Raw genomic sequence first — 18,059 nt, 5'->3', positions numbered from 1 at the left:
AGGGGGCAGCGGTGGTCATGGTGTCCTCACTTCTCCCCGGCCGATGCCTGCCGTTGGGCGTTCCTGAGGGCCTTCTCCGGCCCGGCCCCGCCGGTCAGTACCGACTGGAAGGCTCCGGCGAGCGCGTCGTTGACCACCGGCCAGCCGGTGCCGACCTGGGCGGTACGGGAGCGTGCCGTGGCCACCAGATCGACGAACGGGGCCAGCTTGGGGTACTTCCCGGCGTAGGATGCCGCCGCGGACTCCTTGGTGGGCACGTTGTTCACCGACTCGCCCCAGGCGAGCTGGTTCTTCTCGCTGTTCAGGCAGGTGAGGATCTTGCCCGCGTTGTTCTCGCGCCCGCTGTCGTCGCTCTTCGGCACGGCCATCACCGTGCCGCCGATCGGCGCGACCGCGTCCTGGCCGGCCCGGGGAACGGGGATGGTGGCGACGGCCCAGTCGACCTTGTCCTGCGCGCTGAGCACCGGCACCTGCCACGGCCCGTTGATCATCATGGCGGCGCGGCCCGCGACGAACTGGTCGTTCACGTCCTGCTGGTTCCAGTTGACGACCGATTTCGACACGGACCTGTCACCCAGCATGTCCTTCCACAGCGTCAGGGCGGCCTCGCCCTTGCCGTTGTCCAGCCGCGCCTCGTCGCCACCGCCCGACCAGAAGAACGGCAGGAACTGGTAGACGCCGTCGGCGTTCGGGCTGGCGCTGAAGGCCATGCCGTAGGTGTTCCCCGACGTCAGCTTCTTCGCCGTCTCGCGCAACTGGGCCCAGGTGGTGGGCGGTTCGACCCCTGCCGTACGGAGCAGGTCCTTGTTGTAGATCAGCGCGAGGGAGTTCACCGAGCGGGCCACGGCGTACTGCGTCCCGTCGTAGCTCCCGAGTGAGGTGGCGCCGGCGGAGAATCCGGAGGTGTCCAGGCCCACTTCGTCCAGGGGGCGCAGCCCGCCGGTCTCCGCGAACTGGGGCAGTTCCGAGCCGTCCAGTTCCAGGATGTCGGTGAGCGAGTCGGAGGACGCCATCCGCAGTGCCTTGGAGGCGACGGTGTCCGCGGGCACGCTGATCTGTTCGACCTTCAGCCCCAGCGGCTTCGCACAGCGGTCGAAGAACTTCTGGTTCGCGTCGTGCTCGGCCGCGTCGGTGGCCGAGTTGAGCACGGTGACGGTGCCCGGGTCGGGGGTGGCGGCGCACCCCGTCAGCCCCAGTGTCACGGGGACGAGCGCGGCCGTGGCGGTCGCGATCACCCGTATGCCTCTTGGGCGTTGCATGATGGTGGGCTCTCCGTTCACGAGGACGGCTCCGAAGGAGGGCGGATCACGCTTCCGGTCGCCATCCGGGGCGTGATCAGCCGGTGTGGGGGTTGTTCTCCCGAGGGAACGGAGGGATCCACGTCCGCGGCACCGAGCGCGAGCCGGACCACGGCGGCGGACATCTCCGTCACGGGAAGTTCGATACGGGGCAGTGGCCGGCCGCCCGGGTCGTCGGGGATGCTGCCGACGAGGACGACGGCCAGATCCTCGGGGACGCGCAGTCCGGCGGCGGCGATCTCGTCCAGCAGGTGCGGCAGCAGGATCAGGTGCTGGACGACGAGCGCGGTGGGAGCGGGCCTCGCGGCCAGTGCCTGGCGCAGCGCGCGGGCCAGCTGCTCGGGCTCACCGTGGGAAGGGACGACCCGGATGTCGGCGGTGTTCTCGCGGGCGGTGAGCACGGCGCCGGCCAGGCCCCGCAGGGCGTAACCGCGCCGGGAGGCGATCTCGTGGTCGGCGGACGACAGGAAGACGATGTGCCGGTGACCGGCCGCCACGGTCTCCCGCAGGGCGAGGGCCACGGCGGCCTCCCAGTCGAGATCGACCCAGGGCAGGCCGGCCTGGTCCTCGCCGCGGCCGAGCAGCGCGGCGGGAAACGCCGTCTCGCGCAGTGCGGCGGCGCGCGGGTCCCGCTCCTCCACGGCCATCAGCACGGCCGCGTCGGCCATTCCGCTGCCGACGACACGGCGCATGGCCGCCACGCCGTCCAGATCGGTGATCAGTACGACGTCGTAGCCGTGGCCGCGTGCCGCGTCGCTGATGTCGATGGCGAACGTGCCGTCCGCGCCCCGGTACTTGCCGGGCTGCCGGGGCACCGCGAGTGCCAGGACGTTGCTGCGGGCGCTGCGCAGCGTACGGGCGCTGGCACGCGGGTGGTAGCCCAGTTCCTCGACGGCGGCGCGGACGGCGGCCCGGGTGTCCTCGGAGATCTTGCGGGAGCCGCTCAGCACGTAGGAGACGGTGCTCGGAGCGACGCCGGCTCGCTGCGCTACGTCCTTGATGGTGGCCACGCCGCTCCCCAGCCCGGGTCGAATCGATTCGTCGAATCGATTCGACAGTGTTTACGTGGGCGTCACATTAAGACGGTCCGGGATGGCCGGGCAAGAGTCGGGAGCAGATTTGTTTCCTGCCATGCCAAATTCGGCGCGCACTTCCCGTACGCGCCGAACGGGGTGGGACGCGGGTCCGCCGCCCGGATACGCGGCAGCGGCGATCCGGTCCCGGGCGGGCCACGCGGCGCCTGGCCGGGCAGCTGGGCGCGAGTGAGGACAGCGACCAGGGTCAGCGCGTCGTCGCCGGGCTGTGGCTCACGCGGGCGGTGGGCGACGTCTTTCCCGGTGGGGACCGGGTGCGCGGGCCGGACGGCGGTCCGGGGCCCGGGCGTTACTCCCAGACGACGATGTTGCGCCGCACCGGGACCGCGCCGGAGTCCGTGGCGAACAGTTCGGGTGAGCGTTCCCTGATGCGCTCGACGTCGTCGAACACCGCCCTCAGATGGGCGCGCATGGCGGCACGGGCCAGGGAGACGTCGCCCGCGAGGACCGCGTCGAGGATGTCGACGTGCTGGTCGGCGAAGCCCGACGACGACGCGGTGTCGTAGAGGCCGAGACGCCGCGCACGGTCGAGATGCCCCTTGGCCGAGACGACGGTCGCCCAGGCGTTGCCGTGGCCGCTCAGCCGCAGGAGTCCCTGATGGAATGCCTCGTCCAGCTCGAAGAAGGCCTCCAGGCCGAGGCCGGGCCGGCGCTGCTCCTCCAGGTTACGGCGCAGTTCATCGACCAGATCGGGGTCCGGCTCGGCGGGAAGGTCTTCGAGGGAGGCCAACTCCACGGCCTCCCTGAGGAATTGGGCGTCCGCCACCTTGGCCGGGTCGACACGGGAGACGAAGGACCCCACCTGCGGGAAGACCTGCACAAGGCCCTCCTCGGACAGCAGGATCAGGCTCTCCCGGATCGGCGTGCGGCTCACCCCGAGGGAGGCGGCGAGTTCGTTCTCCGACAAGGCCGCGCCCGGGGGGAACTCAAGCGTCAGAACCTTGCGACGCAACGTCGCGTAGACGGAACGGCGACTGGTCCGCTGCCGGTTCGATGGAGCCATGCGCTCATCGTATCGGGGCGCCGAGCCCATCGATGCCTCCCGTTCGCCGACTGCGCCGACCTCACCGCGGTCGACCGCACACAAGTATTGCATCGCTTCGCGACCGGTGCTTGTATACCAGTCGTGTCGACCAGTGGAGGGCTCGTTCCCGCCCGGCTCGGCACCGTACGGATCGTCCGAAGAAGTGGACCGGAGTGGACCTGTGAGCAAGATCGAACGTGCGGAGGTGTTCGTCGCCTCCCCCGGGCGGACCTTCGTCACCCTGCGCATCACGACGTCGGACGGGGTCACCGGACTCGGGGACGCCACGCTGAACGGCCGCGAACTGGCCGTCGCGAGCTACCTGCGGGACCACCTCGTCCCCTTGCTGATCGGCAAGGACCCGGCCCGTATCGAGGACATGTGGCAGTACCTGTACCGGGGCGCGTACTGGCGGCGCGGCCCGGTCACCATGACCGCGATCGCCGCCGTGGACACGGCCCTGTGGGACATCAAGGGCAAGACCGCCGGTCTGCCCGTCTACCAACTGCTCGGCGGACGCTCGCGCGACGGCGTCACGGTCTACTCGCACGCCAGCGGTACGGACGTCCCGTCCCTGCTCGACGACGTCGACCGATTCCTCGACCTCGGCTACAAGGCGGTACGCGCACAGGCCGCCGTGCCGGGCGTCGGCGGCAGCTACGGAGTCCGCAAGGGCAAGGTGTACGAGCCGGCCGCGACCGCGCTGCCCGACGAGCAGCCCTGGGACACCGAGGCGTATCTGCGCTTCGCGCCGACCTACCTGGAAGCCGTCCGCGAGCGTTTCGGCTTCGGCTTCCACCTGCTCCACGACGTGCACCACCGGCTCACCCCCATCGAGGCGGCCCGCTTCGGCAGGAGCGTCGAGGACAGCCGGCTGTACTGGATGGAGGATCCGACGCCCGCCGAGAACCAGGAGGCGTTCCGGCTCATCCGGCAGCACACGACCACGCCGATCGCGGTGGGAGAGGTGCTGAACTCGATCTGGGACGTACAGCAGCTGATCACCGAGCAGCTCATCGACTACGTACGCACCACCGTCGTCCACGCCGGCGGGATCACCCATCTGCGCCGCATCTTCGACCTGGCCGCCCTCTACCAGGTACGGACCGGCTCCCACGGGGCGACGGACCTCTCCCCCGTCTCGATGGCCGCCGCGGTGCATGTGGACATCGCCGTACCGAACTTCGGCATCCAGGAGTACATGGGGCACCCCGAGGAGACCGCCGAGGTCTTCCACAGCGGCGTCACCTTCGCGGACGGCATGCTGCATCCGTCCCAGGAGCCCGGCCTCGGGGTCTCGTACGACGAGAAGGCGGCGGAGCGCTTCCCGTACCAGGCCCGCTATCTGCCGGTCGCGCGACGTCTGGACGGGTCGGTGCACGACTGGTGAACGACATGCCCCCGACTCCGCCCACGGATCCACCGCCGCTGGGACGTGCCACGCTCGGCCGGATCGCGCCCGCGCTGCGCCCGGCCGTCGATCCCCGTGGACTCCGCCCCCGAATCGTCCACTTCGGGCTGGGGGCCTTCCACCGGGCGCACCAGGCCGTCTACACGGAGCGCGCGTCGGCCCTCTCCGGTGAACCGTGGGGGATCGTCGCCGTCGCTCCCCGCTCGCTGCCCGTGGTGGCGGCGATGCGCGCGCAGGACTGTCTCTACTCGCTGACCGAACGCCGCCCGGAGGGACCCGCCACCCGGGTGATCGGGTCGGTCACCGACGCGCTCGGCATGCGTCCGGACGCCGGCCGGATCGACGCGCTGCTCGCCTCCCCGGAGGTCACCGTGCTGACGTCGACCATCACCGAGAAGGGCCACCACCGGCGGCCCGGCGGCGGCGAACTCGACACCCTGGCACCGGAGATCGCGGCCGATCTGGCGGCGCGGGAGACCGGTGAGCTCACCACGGTCGTCGGACGGATCGCCGCCGGACTCGCCCTGCGGATGCGCTCCGGCGGAGCCCCGCTCACCCTTCTGTCGTGCGACAACATGGCCGGGAACGGCTCCGCGCTCGCGACGGTCGTCAGGGGCTTCGTCGAAGCGTCGTCCTGGCCCGACCGGCGGGCCGTACTCGACTGGATGGCGGCCTCCGTTGCCTTTCCCGCGACGGTCGTCGACCGCATCGTGCCCGCGACGACGGACAGTGACCGGCACACGGCCGACTCCGCGCTCGGTGTGCGCGACGGCGTGCCCGTCGTCGGCGAACCGTATCGGCAGTGGGTCATGGAGGACTCCTTCGCCGGCCCGCGACCGCCGTGGGAGCTGGACGGCGCGCTGTTCGTCCCCGATGTCGTCCCGTACCAGCTCACGAAGTTGCGGCTGCTCAACGGAGCACACTCCGCCCTCGCGTATCTCGGTGCGGCGGCGGGATGTGCGACCGTCGCCGACACCCTGGCGAGCGACTGGGGCGAACGGCTCGTGCGGGCCTTCTGCGCGGAGGTCGGGCCGACGCTGCCCGCCGGCGGGCCCGATCCCCTGCGTTACGCGGACGATCTCGTCGAACGGTTCCGGAACCCCGCTGTCCGGCATCTGCTCCAGCAGATCGGCTCCGACGGGTCGTTGAAGATTCCCGAACGGTGGTTCGACGCCCTGCGGACCCTGCGCGCGTCCCCGTCGCCCACCCCGGTCCTCGAACTCGCCCTGGCCGCATGGGCGAACGCCACCCGCTCCGCCGGGGACGGCGGCCGGCTGTTCGGTACGACGGACCCCGCCGCGACGGCCCTGGCCAACTGCTGGCAGGGCGCGGCACGTCTCGACGACACCGTCCGGCGGCTGCTGCGTGTCGTCGGAGCCGCGGACCTGGCCGGGGACGACGCTCTCGTCTCCGGCATCGCCGCCCGGATCCCCGCGCTGCGCGCCGGCCACATCGATTTCTGACCCCACCCGCCCACGGCACCGCCGTACAAGCACAGCCCTGAACAACGGAGTTCACCATGACGGACACCAAGCGGGCCGAGCCCGAAGGCTCCGCGAAGCGCACCACGCGCGATCTGACCAGAGCGGCCACGTCCGGCTGGCTCGGCACAGCGATGGAGTTCATGGACTTCCAGCTCTACTCGCTGGCAGCCGCCATCGTCTTCAACAAGATCTTCTTCCCCGACGTCAGCCCCGCCATCGGTCTGATCGCGGCCATGGCGACCTACGGCGTCGGGTATGTGGCCCGGCTCGCCGGAGCCGTCTACTTCGGGCGCATGGGCGACCGGATCGGCCGCAAGAAGGTGCTGTACCTGACCATTCTGCTGATGGGCGCGTCGACCACACTGATCGGCGCACTGCCCACGTACGCGACGATCGGCATTCTCGCCCCCGTCCTGCTGGTCGTCCTGCGGCTCGTCCAGGGCTTCGGGGCGGGCGCCGAGATCGCCGGGGCCACCGTCATGCTCGCCGAGTACGCCCCTGCCAAGCGCCGGGGTCTGATCTCGTCGCTGGTGTCGCTCGGCACCAACTCCGGCACGCTCGCGGCCTCCGGCCTGTGGGCGATCCTGCTCGCCGTGCTCAGCGAGGAGCAACTGCTCTCGTGGGGCTGGCGGTTGCCGTTCCTGCTGAGCTTCGCGCTGATGATCTTCGCGGTCTGGCTGCGCCGGAACCTCAAGGAGAGCCCGGTCTTCGAGGAGCGTGCGGATGTCGTGGACGGCGTCGCGATGTCACGTGAAGAGGTCGAATCGGCTCTCGGCGACGCCTCCTTGGAGGAGAAGCGGGAGGGCGTCCTGGAGGCCGGGATCCGGCAGCGCAAGGGCAAGGCGTTCTTCCTCGCCCTCGGGCTGCGGTTCGGCCAGGCGGGCAACTCGGGCCTCATCCAGACCTTCCTCGTCGGCTACATCGCCACGAACCTGGACGCCGGCCGGGCGGTCCCCACCGACGCGATCCTCTACGGTTCGCTGGTGGGTTTCGTCACCGTGCCGGTGGTGGGTCTGCTCGGGGATCGCTTCGGCCGACGTCCGATCTACGTCGCGCTCACGCTGCTGACCATGGTCCTCGCCTTCCCGATGATGCTGCTGATCACCTCCGGCAACACCTCCGCACTGATGCTGGGGATGGTCCTCGCGCTCAACATCGGTGTCCTGGGGCTGTTCTCGCTGGAGAGCGTGACGATGGCCGAACTGTTCGGCTCCCGGACCAGGTTCACCCAGCTCGCCCTGTCCAAGGAGATCGGCGGCATCCTCGCCACCGCCGTCGGTCCGGTCATCGCGGCGTCGCTCACCGCGGTCACCGGCAGTTGGTGGCCGATCGCCGCGATGCTCGTCGTCTACTCGGCCATCACCCTGACGTCCGCGCTGCTCTCGCCCGAGACCCGCGGGCGCGACCTGGTACGGCTGGAGGACGCGGTATGAGGGCGGTCGTCGTCCACGGGGCGCGTGATCTGCGGATCGATGAGCGCCCACGACCGGTTCCCGGCGCCGGGGAGGTCCTCGTCGCCATGGAGTGGGGCGGAATCTGCGGCTCCGACGTCGCGTACTGGAAGCACGGTGCTTCCGGGACCGCCTCGCTCGCCCACCCGCTGGTACTCGGCCACGAGGTCGCCGGGCGGATCGCCGGAACCGGCCCGGACGTCAGTGGTCTGACGGAAGGTCAGCCGGTGACCGTCCACCCGGCGGAACGGGTCGGCGACCACCCGCTGCCCGACCGGATCGCCGGTCGCACCAACCTCCACCGACGGGTCCGGTACTTCGGATCGGCCGCCTTCGACCCGCACACCGACGGCGGGTTCAGTGAGTACCGGGTGGTCCGCGCGGCACAGATACGGCCGCTGCCCGACGGGGTCACCACCGAGCACGGCGCCCTCGCCGAACCCCTCGCCGTGGCTCTGCACGCCGTACATCGCGCCGGTGACCTGCGGGGAGCGACCGTCCTGGTCAATGGCGCGGGCCCGATCGGCGCCCTGGTCGTGGCGGCGGCGAAGTATCGTGGGGCGGCGGCCGTGATCGCCTCGGACATCTCCGAGGCGTCGCTCGCCGTCGCCCGCGCCATGGGCGCGGACCGGACGGTCGACGTCTCCACGGGCGCCGAGCTGCCCGAGGACGTCGAGTTGTCCTTCGACGCCTCGGGCGCCCCGGCCGCGCTGGGACCGATCCTGCGGGCGACGGCGCGCGGCGGCACCCTCGTCCAGGTCGGGAACCTCCCCGGCACGCCCGTACCCGCCGTGCTCGGGGACCTGGTGACCAGGGAGATCACCTGGGTCGGCTCGTACCGCTTCGTCGAGGAGATCGACGAGGCGCTGCTCGCCATGCGGGACGGCCTCGACGTCTCCCCCGTCATCAGTCACCGCTTCGGCCTGGAGCGGGCGGACGAGGCCCTGGGCGTGGCCGCGGCGAGCGGAAGCAGCAAAGTCATGCTGCGGCTGGACGGGGCGGCGACGGTCGGGTGAGGCCGCGGGACGTCATCGGGATTCGGGGGGCCGTCCGTCCTGGACGGCGTTCCGGCCGGTGCTTCCCGCCCGGTCTGCGGCCGGGAAGAGGTCGCGGGCCGGCCGGTACGGAGGCGGCGCCGCTGCCGGCCGGTGTCGTGGCCCGTATCAGGGAGTCGTGTGGTAGTAGCGCGTGCAGGCGCGCACCATGGTGTCGTCGGCGATGCTGAAGAAGTCGACGAAGCGCAGGCTCGTCCCCCCGGTGCCGGGGACGATACGTCGCCCGACCGCGACGACGCTGTGGTCGTGGGCGACGACTCGGTCGATCTCGTGGCGGGTGGCGGGCGTGGTCGCCTCGCGGTGGGCGTGGAGGACCGCCGTACGGCCGCGGGCGGGCGGCAGACCGGGGAGTTCGAACTCGACATCGTCGTGGAGAAGGGAAGCGCAGGCGTCGAGGTCGCCCGCGTTCAGGTAGTCGTAGACCAGGCGAACGTGGTCGATGCCCGCGGCGGTGATCAGGTCGGCCGGCCTCTGCGGCTCGGTACAGGCGTAGTCGTCGCTGTTCATTCTGTCCCTTTCGCGTCCGTGTAACATCCTGCTGGCCCTCCGCAACTTCTCCTTATCACCCGGCTATCACCCACCCGCGAACTACATGGCATGGACAGGGACCACATCACTGTGGAGACTGTGCGAGGTTGACCTTCTGGACGTCAACTCGCTAATGCGGTGGGGGATTTAGTGGCTGACGGCATTACAGAAAAGGTCCTGGACGCCCCTGACACGTCGCGCCCGCCCTTCCGGGTCCTGGGGCCGCTGCAGATTCGCGGCAGGGACGGGACGCTGAGGGTTCCGCCCGGCCGGCAGGAGCTGATTCTCGCAGCGCTGCTGCTGGAGACCAACCGTGTGGTCGGCACGAACTACCTCGTCGACCTCATCTGGGAGGACAACCCGCCGGAGACCGCCCGCACCCAGGTGCAGATCTGTGTGTCGCGGCTGCGGAAGCTCCTGGCCGGTGCGGATGGTCAGATCTCGATCGCCACCCGGCCGCCGGGGTACGTGCTCCACACCGATGCCGTCAACGTGGATTCCACACTGTTCACCGGTCTGGTGTCGCGCGCTCGTCTGCTGACGGAGCAGGGCGCGCCGGAGGCGGCCGTGGAGCTGCTGAGGTCCGCGATGACGCTCTGGCAGGGCGACTGCCTGTCGGGGATGGACAGTGGCCCGCTGGCGAACAGGGCACGGCAGCTCAACGAGGAGCGGCTGACCGCCCTGGAGCTGCGCATTCAGCTGGAGTTGGGACTCGCGCGGCAGGACCGGCTGGTCGGCGAGCTCCAGATGCTCACACACGAACACCCCCTGCGGGAGAAGCTGCGCGGCCAGCTCATGCAGGCCCTGTACTGGTCGGGACGGCAGGCGGAGGCGCTGGACGTCTTCCGGGTCGGGCGGGTGCTGCTGGACGAGGAACTGGGGCTGGAGCCCGGCCGCGAGCTGAGAGACCTGCAATCGGCGATCCTCGCGGGTGAACTGCCGCCGCCCGTAAGGGCCGAACCGGTCCGCGTACCGCCCGAGACTGCCGCCGGCGCGAAAGGCGCCACCGGCGTCGACCCGGCGGCCCCGATCCCGGCCCCGATCCCGATCCCGCCGCCGGCCGAGCGGCAGGACGAGATCCCGCACCAGATGCCCGCCACGACCGCGGACTTCGTCGCCGACGCGGACCAGCTCGCGAAGCTGGAGGAGGCACTGACCGGCGGACCGGGGCGCCGTACGGGGGGCCTCGTCGCGATCACCGGAAAGCCGGGCACCGGTAAGTCGACCCTCGCCGTCCACCTGGCCCAGGTGCTGGCCGAGACCGGTTTCCCCGACGGCCAGCTCTACTGCGACCTGCGGGGAACGACATCCTCTCCGGCGACCTCCTCGGAGGTACTGGGCAGGTTCCTGCGCGCGCTCGGCATACCCGGTCAGCTCATCCCGGAGTCGCTGGACGAACGGGCGGAGATGTACCGGACCAGACTCGCCTCCCGCAGGGTGCTGGTCGTGCTCGACGACGCGGTCAGCGAGGGCCAGGTGCGGCCGCTGCTGCCCGGCAGCCGCGACTGCGCGGTTCTCGTGACCAGCCGGGCGCGGCTGACCGCGCTGCCCGGCGCGCACTGCGTCGAGCTGGACGTCCTGGCGGAGGACCGGGCGCTGGAGCTGCTGTCCCGGATCATCGGGGAGGACCGCGTGCGGCGTGAGTCCGTGGCGGCGGAGGCGCTCGTCCGCACGGTCGGCCGGCTGCCGCTGGCCCTGCGGATCGTGGCCGCCCGGCTCGCCGCGCGGCCGCACTGGACGCTCGCCTCGATGGTGCTGCGGCTGTCCAACGAGCGCCATCGGCTGGACGAGTTGACGCACGGTGAGATGACCATGCGGGCCAGCCTGTCGTTGACGTACGACGGCCTGGCCGCCGAGGACTGCCGTTTACTGCGGCTGCTGAGCATGGCTCAGGCACCGACCCTGCCCAGTTGGCTGGCCGGCTCGCTGCTCGACGACGACCGGCCCTTCCCGTCGGACTTGATGGAGCCCCTGCTCGACGTGCAGATGCTGGACGTCGTCGGAGTGGAGAGCACCGGCGGCTATCGCTATCGCTTCCACGAAATCATCCGGGTCTACGCGCGTGAACAACTGGCCGCGCACGAGACACCGGAGGACCGGAAGGCGGCCCTCGCCCGGATGGCGGGCGGCTGGATGCACCTGGCCGAGGAGGCGCACCGGAAGGTGTACGGCGGTGACTACACCGTCCTGCACGGGGCGGCTCCCCGCTGGCGGCCGCCCGCCACCTGCACGGACGAACTGCTGGCCGACCCGCTGGCCTGGCTCGACGCCGAACAGGCCGCGCTGTGCCGGATGGTGGAGCACGCGGCGGACGAGGGGTTGCACGACCTGAGCTGGGACCTCGCGACGACCCTGGTCACCCTTTTCGAGGTGCGCGGGCACTACGACCTGTGGGAGCGGACCCATCTGAAGGCGCTGGGCGCGGTCCGTAAGGCGGGCAATCTGCGGGGTACGGCCGCCGTACGGGCGTCGCTCGGCTCGCTGTACTTGAGCCGTAACCAGTTCGACCGGGCACGGCAGGCGCTGAGCTCGGCGCTGGATGTCTTCCAGGCGCTCGACGAACCGGAGGGCGAGGCGCTGTGCCGGCGCGATCTCGCGCTCATCGCGAGGATGAGCGGCGACGACTCCGGGGCGCTGGGACTGTACGGCCGCTCTCTCGCCGACTTCGACCGGGCCGGCGACGTGGTGGGGCGGGCGATCGTCCTGACGCAGAGCGCCCACATCCGGATGCGCCAGGGCGACAGAGCCGCGGCGCAGACGCAGTTGGACGAGGCGCTGGCCATCTATCAGGAGGTGGGTTACACGGGAGGCCGGGCGAGAGCCCTGCGTCGCGTCGGCCAACTGCTGCTGGAGCGGGGCGAGCACGATCTGGCGGTGCTGACCTTCACGGAGGTGCTGGAACTGTGCCGGGATTCCGGCGACGTCATCGGTGAAGGGCATCTGCTGCGCGACCTGGGGCACGCCTTCACCGTGATGGGCCGGCCCGACCGGGCCAGGGACTTCTTCGACCGGGCCATCGCCGCCCGGGAGCACATCATGGATTTTAGCGGCGGCGCACTGGCGCGCCTCGATCTGGCAAGGCTGCTGGAGGGGGACCCGGCGCGTTCCCGCGAACTGCTGGCCCCCGCGGTCGACGTGTTCCGCGAGCAGGGCATGGGGCGGGAGCTGACCGAGGCGAAGCGGTTGCTCGGCGTCGGCTGAGACCTCGGGGAGGCGGCGGTCGGGCCGGGGCGGCGGTGCCCGAGCCGGTGCTGGACGGACTCGTCGGCCGGCTTCCGTGGGTTCGGCTTCAACTTCACGCGCTCGACAGCCGGTCCGTCACCCGGTGGCGCCCCCATATCCCCGGTGCGGGGGAACCCGGTGTGCGATGGGCGCCCGGCGGAGGGTGGGAGTCGACCTCAGTCCCAGGGGTTGTTGTCGGTGCCCGAGCCGGCCGGGTCCTCGGTGCCCCCGGCGGGCGGCGGGGTGACCGTCTCGGTGACGGCCGTCGGGGCGGTCGCGTCGGTGGCCGGGGCGGCCCAGCCCGCCTGAGCGCCCAGACCCGTCACGATCACGATCAGCGCCGAGGCGACGGTGGCGCGGAGAGCGGTGCGGGTGGCGGTGTTGTTCGTCATCGGAGTTCCTCTCGGTGGGGCCGTTTCCTTCTGGACACCAAGTTAGGAAAGGGCGGATTCACCGGGCCGCCCGTCGCCTTATCACCCCGTTATCACGGCACCGGGCGCGCTATCACGGCGCCCGGCCCGCTATCACGGCGCCGCGTCCCCCGCCGCCGCGCCGCGTCCCTCGGCGCACCGTCGCGCTCCTTGTCGCGGCTCAAGTCCGTTCCCTGTGCGGCGATTTGATCACTTCTGCGGCGTTACGACCGCCAAGCGGACTCCCGCCCCCGTGCGTGAGTGGCATGTCAGCCGCCCCTTCCCCGGTCACGGGGCGGAGCCGACGGCCCGGCGATAGCGAAAGCGCACGCGGGGTTAGGAGCGGGATACCCCCCGGATAGGGCGTGTTCGCACGATGACAGGAAGTAGCGACGAGGGGCCTCGGCCGAACAGGCCGGGCTCCGAACCAGCCGGGCCTCCAACAGCGGGCCCGACCCGACCGCGTAACGACAAGGCCCCGCACCGACCGGATCCCGAACCGACCAGCAGGAGCTCCCCATGTCGATCAGCCTCTCCCCGCAGGACAGCGCCCCGGAGCCCGAGGCGCTCGGTTCCCTGATACGGGGCCACCGGCTCCGTATCGGCCTGACCCAGCGTCAGCTCGCGGATCTCTCCACCATCAGCGTCCGCGCCATCCGCGACCTGGAGAAGGGGAAGGCCCAGCGCCCGAGAACCGACACGGTCCGGCTGATAGCCGACGGCCTGCGGCTGGGCCCCCGCGCCCGGGCCGCCCTGGAGGAGGCGGCCCAGCACGGACACCGCGGCGGGGACGGCAGACGTCTCGGCGTCGAGCGTCCGGCGCCGCCCGTGGCCCTGCATCCGCTGATCGGCCGGGAGACGGAGACCGCGGTCGTCGTGGAGGAACTGCTGTCGGGAGCAGAGCGGTTGATCACGGTGGTGGGGCTGAGCGGCGTGGGCAAGACGCGGCTCGCCCTGGAGGCCGCCTCCCGGCTGCACGACGCGGGCTTCCCCGTGCTGTGGCACACCGCCCCCGACAGCACCGCCGACTTCCTGCCCGCCGGTGACGACCCGTTCACCGCCCTGACAGCGGACTGCGCCGACTTCCTGCACGGCGACGGCCGGCCCGACGGGCTCCCGGCGCGCCTCGCGGACCTTCTCGCCGGCCAGGGCGCCCTGCTGGTGCTCGACGGTGTCGACACCGGCCCGCTCGACGGCCACCGGCTGAGCCGGCTGTTCCGCGAGTTTCCCGGCGTCCGCGTGCTCGTCACCGCGGAGGAGCCCTGGAACGTGCCCTGCGAACGTCTTTTCCTCCTCTCCCCGCTGGAAGCCCCCGCCCCGCCCGCCGGCGCCGGCGCTCCCGTCGGCGACGCCTCCCCCGCCACCCGGTTCTTCCTCAGCCGGCTCCGCCGCGTCCGCCCCGACATCACCCCTGACGAGCGGTGCCTGGCCGAGGTCGCGCGGATCTGCCACCGCCTCGACGGTCACCCCATGGCGCTGGTCGCCGCCGCCTCCTGGCTGGCCGTCTGCGACCTGCCCACCCTCCGCGGCATCGTGGAGTCCGACCCCGCCGCCCTGCTCGACCACCTGTCCGGCGACGCGGCGGGCTCGCGCCTGCGGGAGCGGACCGGCCGCGTCCTCGGCCGGCTGCCCGCCGACCAGCGGAGGCTGATCTCCGCGCTGCACGAGGCGGGCGAGGACGAGTTCGGTCTGGCCGATGTCGTACGGCTGACGGGCCGGCCCCTGCCGCACTGCGGCCGTATGGTGCGCGATCTGCTGGTCAGTGGGGTCATCCGGGCCAGTACGGAGACGGGCCGCTCCGCGTTCCGCGTGCTGTGCGTCGTACGCGCGCTCTCCCCGGTCACTGCCGCCGACGCTGCCGCCTGACTGCCGCCACGTCGCCGAACTGCTGGCTCACCGCCGGATCAACTGCCGCTCCGCACCCGTGCCCACGGGTTCTATGGCACTGCGCCGCCCCTTCTCTCCCGCGACTTCCACAGGAGCCCCCATGTCGTCCGATGCGCCCGTCGCACCTGCTCCGGCCGCCGTCCGGTTGCCGCTCTCGGTGGCCCAGCGTGACATCTGGACGGCGCACACCCTGGACGTCACCGGTCTGCGGTACAGCGTCGGCGAGTGCCGGGAGATCCTCGGCCCCGTCGACCCGGAGCTGATGGCGGCCGCCTGGCGGCGTCTGGTCGAGGAGGCGGACATCATGCGTGTCCGCCACTTCGAGGACGACAGTGAGCGGGTGTGGCAGCTGGTCGACGCGGACGCGGGATCCCGCGGTCTGCCGTACGCGGACGTCAGTTCGGCGGACGACCCGGAGAAGGAGGCGTGGCGCCGGATCGACGCGCTGGTCGGCGCTCCGTACGACCTGACTCGCCAGGCGCCGGTCCGCTGCGCGCTGTTCAAGCTGGGTGAGGAGCGGTACTTCTACTTCTACGGGCTCCACCACGTGGTCGTGGACGGCGTGGGCGTGTCGATGCTGCTGGCGCGGCTGATCGAGCTGTACGAGCTGGCGGTCGATGGGAGGCCGTGGGACGCCTCCCCCTTCGGGCGGCTGGCCGACCTCGTCACGGAGGACGCCGAGTACCGGCTGTCGGACGAGGCCGCCGCCGAGCGGGTCGGCTGGCGGGATCGTCTCGCCGGAGCACCGGAGGCGCCCCGCATCGTCCAGGGGACCGGCCGGGCCGCCGCCGCGCACGGCGCTCTGCCCTTCGCCCGGCGGAGCGTACGGGTGTCGGCGGCGGACGCCGACCGGCTGCGCACGGTCGCCCGTACCGAGCGCGTCTCCTGGTCCGTCCTGCTGGTGGCGCTGCTCACGGTCTACGTGCACCGGGTCACGGGGCAGGACGAGTTGGTGGTCGCCCTGCCGGTGACGGGCCGTAGGACGAAGACCGCGCGGAGCACGCCCGGCATGCTGTCGAACATCGTGCCGCTACGGCTGCGGATACGGCCCGAGGAGTCGCTCGGCGCACTGGTCCGGTTGGTGTCCACCGAGGTCAAGCACGGTCTGCGCCACCAGATGACCCGCTACGAGGACCTGTGCAGGGACGCCGGCGTCATCGACGGCTCGCGCAGGCTCGCCGGGCCGGTCGTCAACATCATGGGCTTCAACTCGGAGCTGACCGTCTGCGGTCACCCGACCGTCAACCACAACGTGAGCAACGGCCCGGTCGACGACCTCAGCATCGCGGCGTACGACCTGGGGGCCGCGCGGGGCCTGCGGATCGACTTCGACACACCGGTCGACGGTGTCGACGTGGACGCGATCGCCGCCCACCAGGACCGGTTCGCCGGTTTCCTCGCCAGGGCCCTTGCCTCTGAGGAGCCGACCGCGCGCGAGGTCGCCGAACTGGAGGTGCTGTCCGAGGGTGAGCGCGAGCTGCTGACCGGCCGGTGGGCCGGCCCGGTGGTGGAAGCCGACGACACGACACTGGTGGAGCGGTTCGAGGAGCAGGCGGCGCGATTCCCGGAGAAGACCGCGCTGATCGCCGGGGATCAGCGGGTCACGTACGCGGAACTCAACGCCCTCGCCAACCGGTGGGCCCGTCATCTGCGCTCCCGCGGCCTGGGCCGCGGTGACATGGCGGGCATCCTCTTCGAGCGTGGCATCCCCTTCGCCGCCGCTCTCCTCGCGGTCCTCAAGACCGGCGCCGCCCACGTGTTGCTCGACCCGGACTTCCCCGACGAACGCCTCCGGTCGGCGGCCGGTGACGCCGGTATCGGCCACCTCGTCACGCGGCCGGCTCTCGCCGACCGTATGCGCGGCGCCTGGACCGTCCACACCGAGGCCCCGGAAACGCTCGTGTCCCACGACACCAGCAACCTCGGCCTGCCGCTGACCGGCGACGACGCGGCCTGCCTGATGTTCACGTCCGGGTCCACCGGGCGCCCCAAGGGCATCCTGTCCTCGCACCGCAACCTGGTCATGACCCTCATCGGGCAGAGTTACCTGCCCTTCGGCCCGGACCAGGTCATCCTCCAGTGCTCCCCGGTCTCCTGGGACGCGTTCAGTCTGGAGTTCTGGGGCGCGCTGCTGCACGGTGGCATCGCCGTTCTCCAGCCGGGGCAGAAGCCCGAACCCGCGGTCGTCACCGAGCTGACGCAGCGGCACCGCGTCACCACCCTCCTGCTGTCCGCCACCCTCTTCAACTACCTGACGGACGAACACCCCGAGGCCTTCGCGACCGTCACCACCGCCTTCACCGTCGGCGAAGCCGCCTCCCCCGCACACGTCCACAGACTCCAGCGGCTCCGGCCCGGCATCACCGTGGTCAACGGCTACGGACCGGCGGAAGCGATGATCTTCGCCGCCACGTACACGGTTGAGCCCGGTGACGAGCCGCACCCGGTGATTCCCATCGGGTCTCCCCTGGTCAACAAGCCCGCCTACATTCTGGACGGCCGGCTGCGGCTGTGCCCCCCGGGCACGACGGGCGAGCTCTACACGGCGGGTGACGGTCTCGCCCACGGTTATCACGGGCGGGCCGACATCACCGCCACGCGCTTCGTCCCCCACCCCTTCGGCCCGGCGGGCAGCCGCCTCTACCGCACCGGCGACCTGGCCCACTTCGACCAGGACGGCGATCTCCACTACGAGGGCCGTGCCGACGACCAGGTCAAGGTCCGCGGCTTCCGGATCGAGCCCGGTGAGATCGAGGCCGCTCTCCTCACCCATCCGCACCTCACCCAGGCCGTTGTCACCCTGCACGACAAGCGCCTCGCCGCCTACGTCGTGGCGGACCAGCAGGTGCAGCCCGACGAGGTACGGCGCCATGTGGCCGAGCGGCTTCCCGAACACCTCGTCCCCGCCTACGTGACCACCCTCGACCGGCTCCCCTTCACCGCCAACGGGAAGATCGACAAGCGGGCCCTGCCCGCGCCGTCGATCGCATCCCGGAGTGGCCGCGCCTCCCGCACGGCGCAGGAGGAGATCCTGGTGGCGCTGTTCGCGAGGACACTCGGCATACCCGGCGACCTCACGATCGACGACAACTTCTTCACGCTGGGCGGGCATTCGCTGCTGGCCGCCCGGCTCACGAACCACATCGCCGACGTTCTCGGCGTACGGCTGACGATCCGCGACGTGTTCCAGCACCC

Annotated in this window: 12 protein-coding genes; 7 read left to right on the top strand and 5 right to left on the bottom strand. The window is 71.4% G+C overall.

Features of this window, described 5'->3' with window-relative positions:
* Nucleotides 1-26: 26 nt before the first annotated feature.
* From P3L51_RS27395 to P3L51_RS27385, 3 genes are all read right to left on the bottom strand, one after another.
* Nucleotides 27-1,259, bottom strand: coding sequence for a sugar ABC transporter substrate-binding protein (locus tag P3L51_RS27395; RefSeq protein WP_354607978.1), 1,233 nt, complete (start codon nucleotides 1,257-1,259; stop codon nucleotides 27-29).
* A gap of 17 nt (nucleotides 1,260-1,276) precedes the next feature.
* On the bottom strand, nucleotides 1,277-2,308 hold the full coding sequence (locus P3L51_RS27390) for a LacI family DNA-binding transcriptional regulator (RefSeq protein ID WP_354607977.1): 1,032 nt from the start codon (nucleotides 2,306-2,308) through the stop codon (nucleotides 1,277-1,279).
* Nucleotides 2,309-2,681: 373 nt separating this feature from the next.
* Nucleotides 2,682-3,395 carry a GntR family transcriptional regulator gene (locus P3L51_RS27385; RefSeq protein WP_354607976.1) on the bottom strand — a complete coding sequence of 238 codons (714 nt, stop codon included), beginning with the start codon at nucleotides 3,393-3,395 and terminating at the stop codon, nucleotides 2,682-2,684.
* Between the two features lie 202 nt (nucleotides 3,396-3,597).
* Between P3L51_RS27385 and manD the strand changes: the two genes are divergently transcribed.
* The 4 genes from manD to P3L51_RS27365 are packed head-to-tail and all read left to right on the top strand — an operon-like array spanning nucleotide 3,598 to nucleotide 8,778.
* Entirely contained in the window at nucleotides 3,598-4,806 is a 1,209-nt protein-coding gene (manD, locus tag P3L51_RS27380; RefSeq protein WP_354607975.1) for a D-mannonate dehydratase ManD, read from the top strand.
* Nucleotides 4,807-4,811: 5 nt separating this feature from the next.
* Nucleotides 4,812-6,290: a mannitol dehydrogenase family protein gene (locus P3L51_RS27375; RefSeq protein WP_354607974.1), complete on the top strand. Its 1,479-nt coding sequence runs from the start codon at nucleotides 4,812-4,814 to the stop codon at nucleotides 6,288-6,290.
* Between the two features lie 56 nt (nucleotides 6,291-6,346).
* Nucleotides 6,347-7,744: an MFS transporter gene (locus P3L51_RS27370; RefSeq protein WP_354607973.1), complete on the top strand. Its 1,398-nt coding sequence runs from the start codon at nucleotides 6,347-6,349 to the stop codon at nucleotides 7,742-7,744.
* Nucleotides 7,741-8,778, top strand: a complete 1,038-nt coding sequence (locus P3L51_RS27365; protein ID WP_354607972.1) for an L-idonate 5-dehydrogenase — start codon at nucleotides 7,741-7,743, stop codon at nucleotides 8,776-8,778. Before P3L51_RS27370 ends, P3L51_RS27365 begins: the two co-directional genes overlap by 4 nt.
* A gap of 147 nt (nucleotides 8,779-8,925) precedes the next feature.
* Here P3L51_RS27365 and P3L51_RS27360 read toward each other — a convergent pair whose 3' ends face one another.
* Entirely contained in the window at nucleotides 8,926-9,324 is a 399-nt protein-coding gene (locus P3L51_RS27360; RefSeq protein WP_354607971.1) for a nuclear transport factor 2 family protein, read from the bottom strand.
* Between the two features lie 171 nt (nucleotides 9,325-9,495).
* On the opposite strand from P3L51_RS27360, the gene P3L51_RS27355 reads away from it, so the two are divergent.
* Complete coding sequence (locus P3L51_RS27355) at nucleotides 9,496-12,546, top strand: AfsR/SARP family transcriptional regulator (protein ID WP_435594534.1); 3,051 nt, start codon at nucleotides 9,496-9,498, stop codon at nucleotides 12,544-12,546.
* Nucleotides 12,547-12,743: 197 nt separating this feature from the next.
* On the opposite strand, the gene P3L51_RS27350 is transcribed toward P3L51_RS27355, so the two are convergent.
* Nucleotides 12,744-12,959, bottom strand: coding sequence for a hypothetical protein (locus tag P3L51_RS27350; protein WP_354607970.1), 216 nt, complete (start codon nucleotides 12,957-12,959; stop codon nucleotides 12,744-12,746).
* 537 nt (nucleotides 12,960-13,496) lie between these two features.
* On the opposite strand from P3L51_RS27350, the gene P3L51_RS27345 reads away from it, so the two are divergent.
* Nucleotides 13,497-14,843 (top strand): helix-turn-helix domain-containing protein, encoded by a 1,347-nt coding sequence (locus P3L51_RS27345; RefSeq protein ID WP_354607969.1) that lies wholly within the window; start codon nucleotides 13,497-13,499, stop codon nucleotides 14,841-14,843.
* A gap of 121 nt (nucleotides 14,844-14,964) precedes the next feature.
* Nucleotides 14,965-18,059, top strand: a 3,095-nt coding sequence (locus tag P3L51_RS27340; protein ID WP_354607968.1) for a non-ribosomal peptide synthetase, incomplete at its 3' end; no start/stop codon positions are given.

The sequence above is a fragment of the Streptomyces panacea genome (genome assembly GCF_040560175.1).
GTDB classification, from domain to species: Bacteria; Actinomycetota; Actinomycetes; order Streptomycetales; family Streptomycetaceae; genus Streptomyces; species Streptomyces panacea.
Note: the sequence above shows the minus strand (reverse complement) of the source record. Positions and strands in the feature narration are given on the sequence as shown.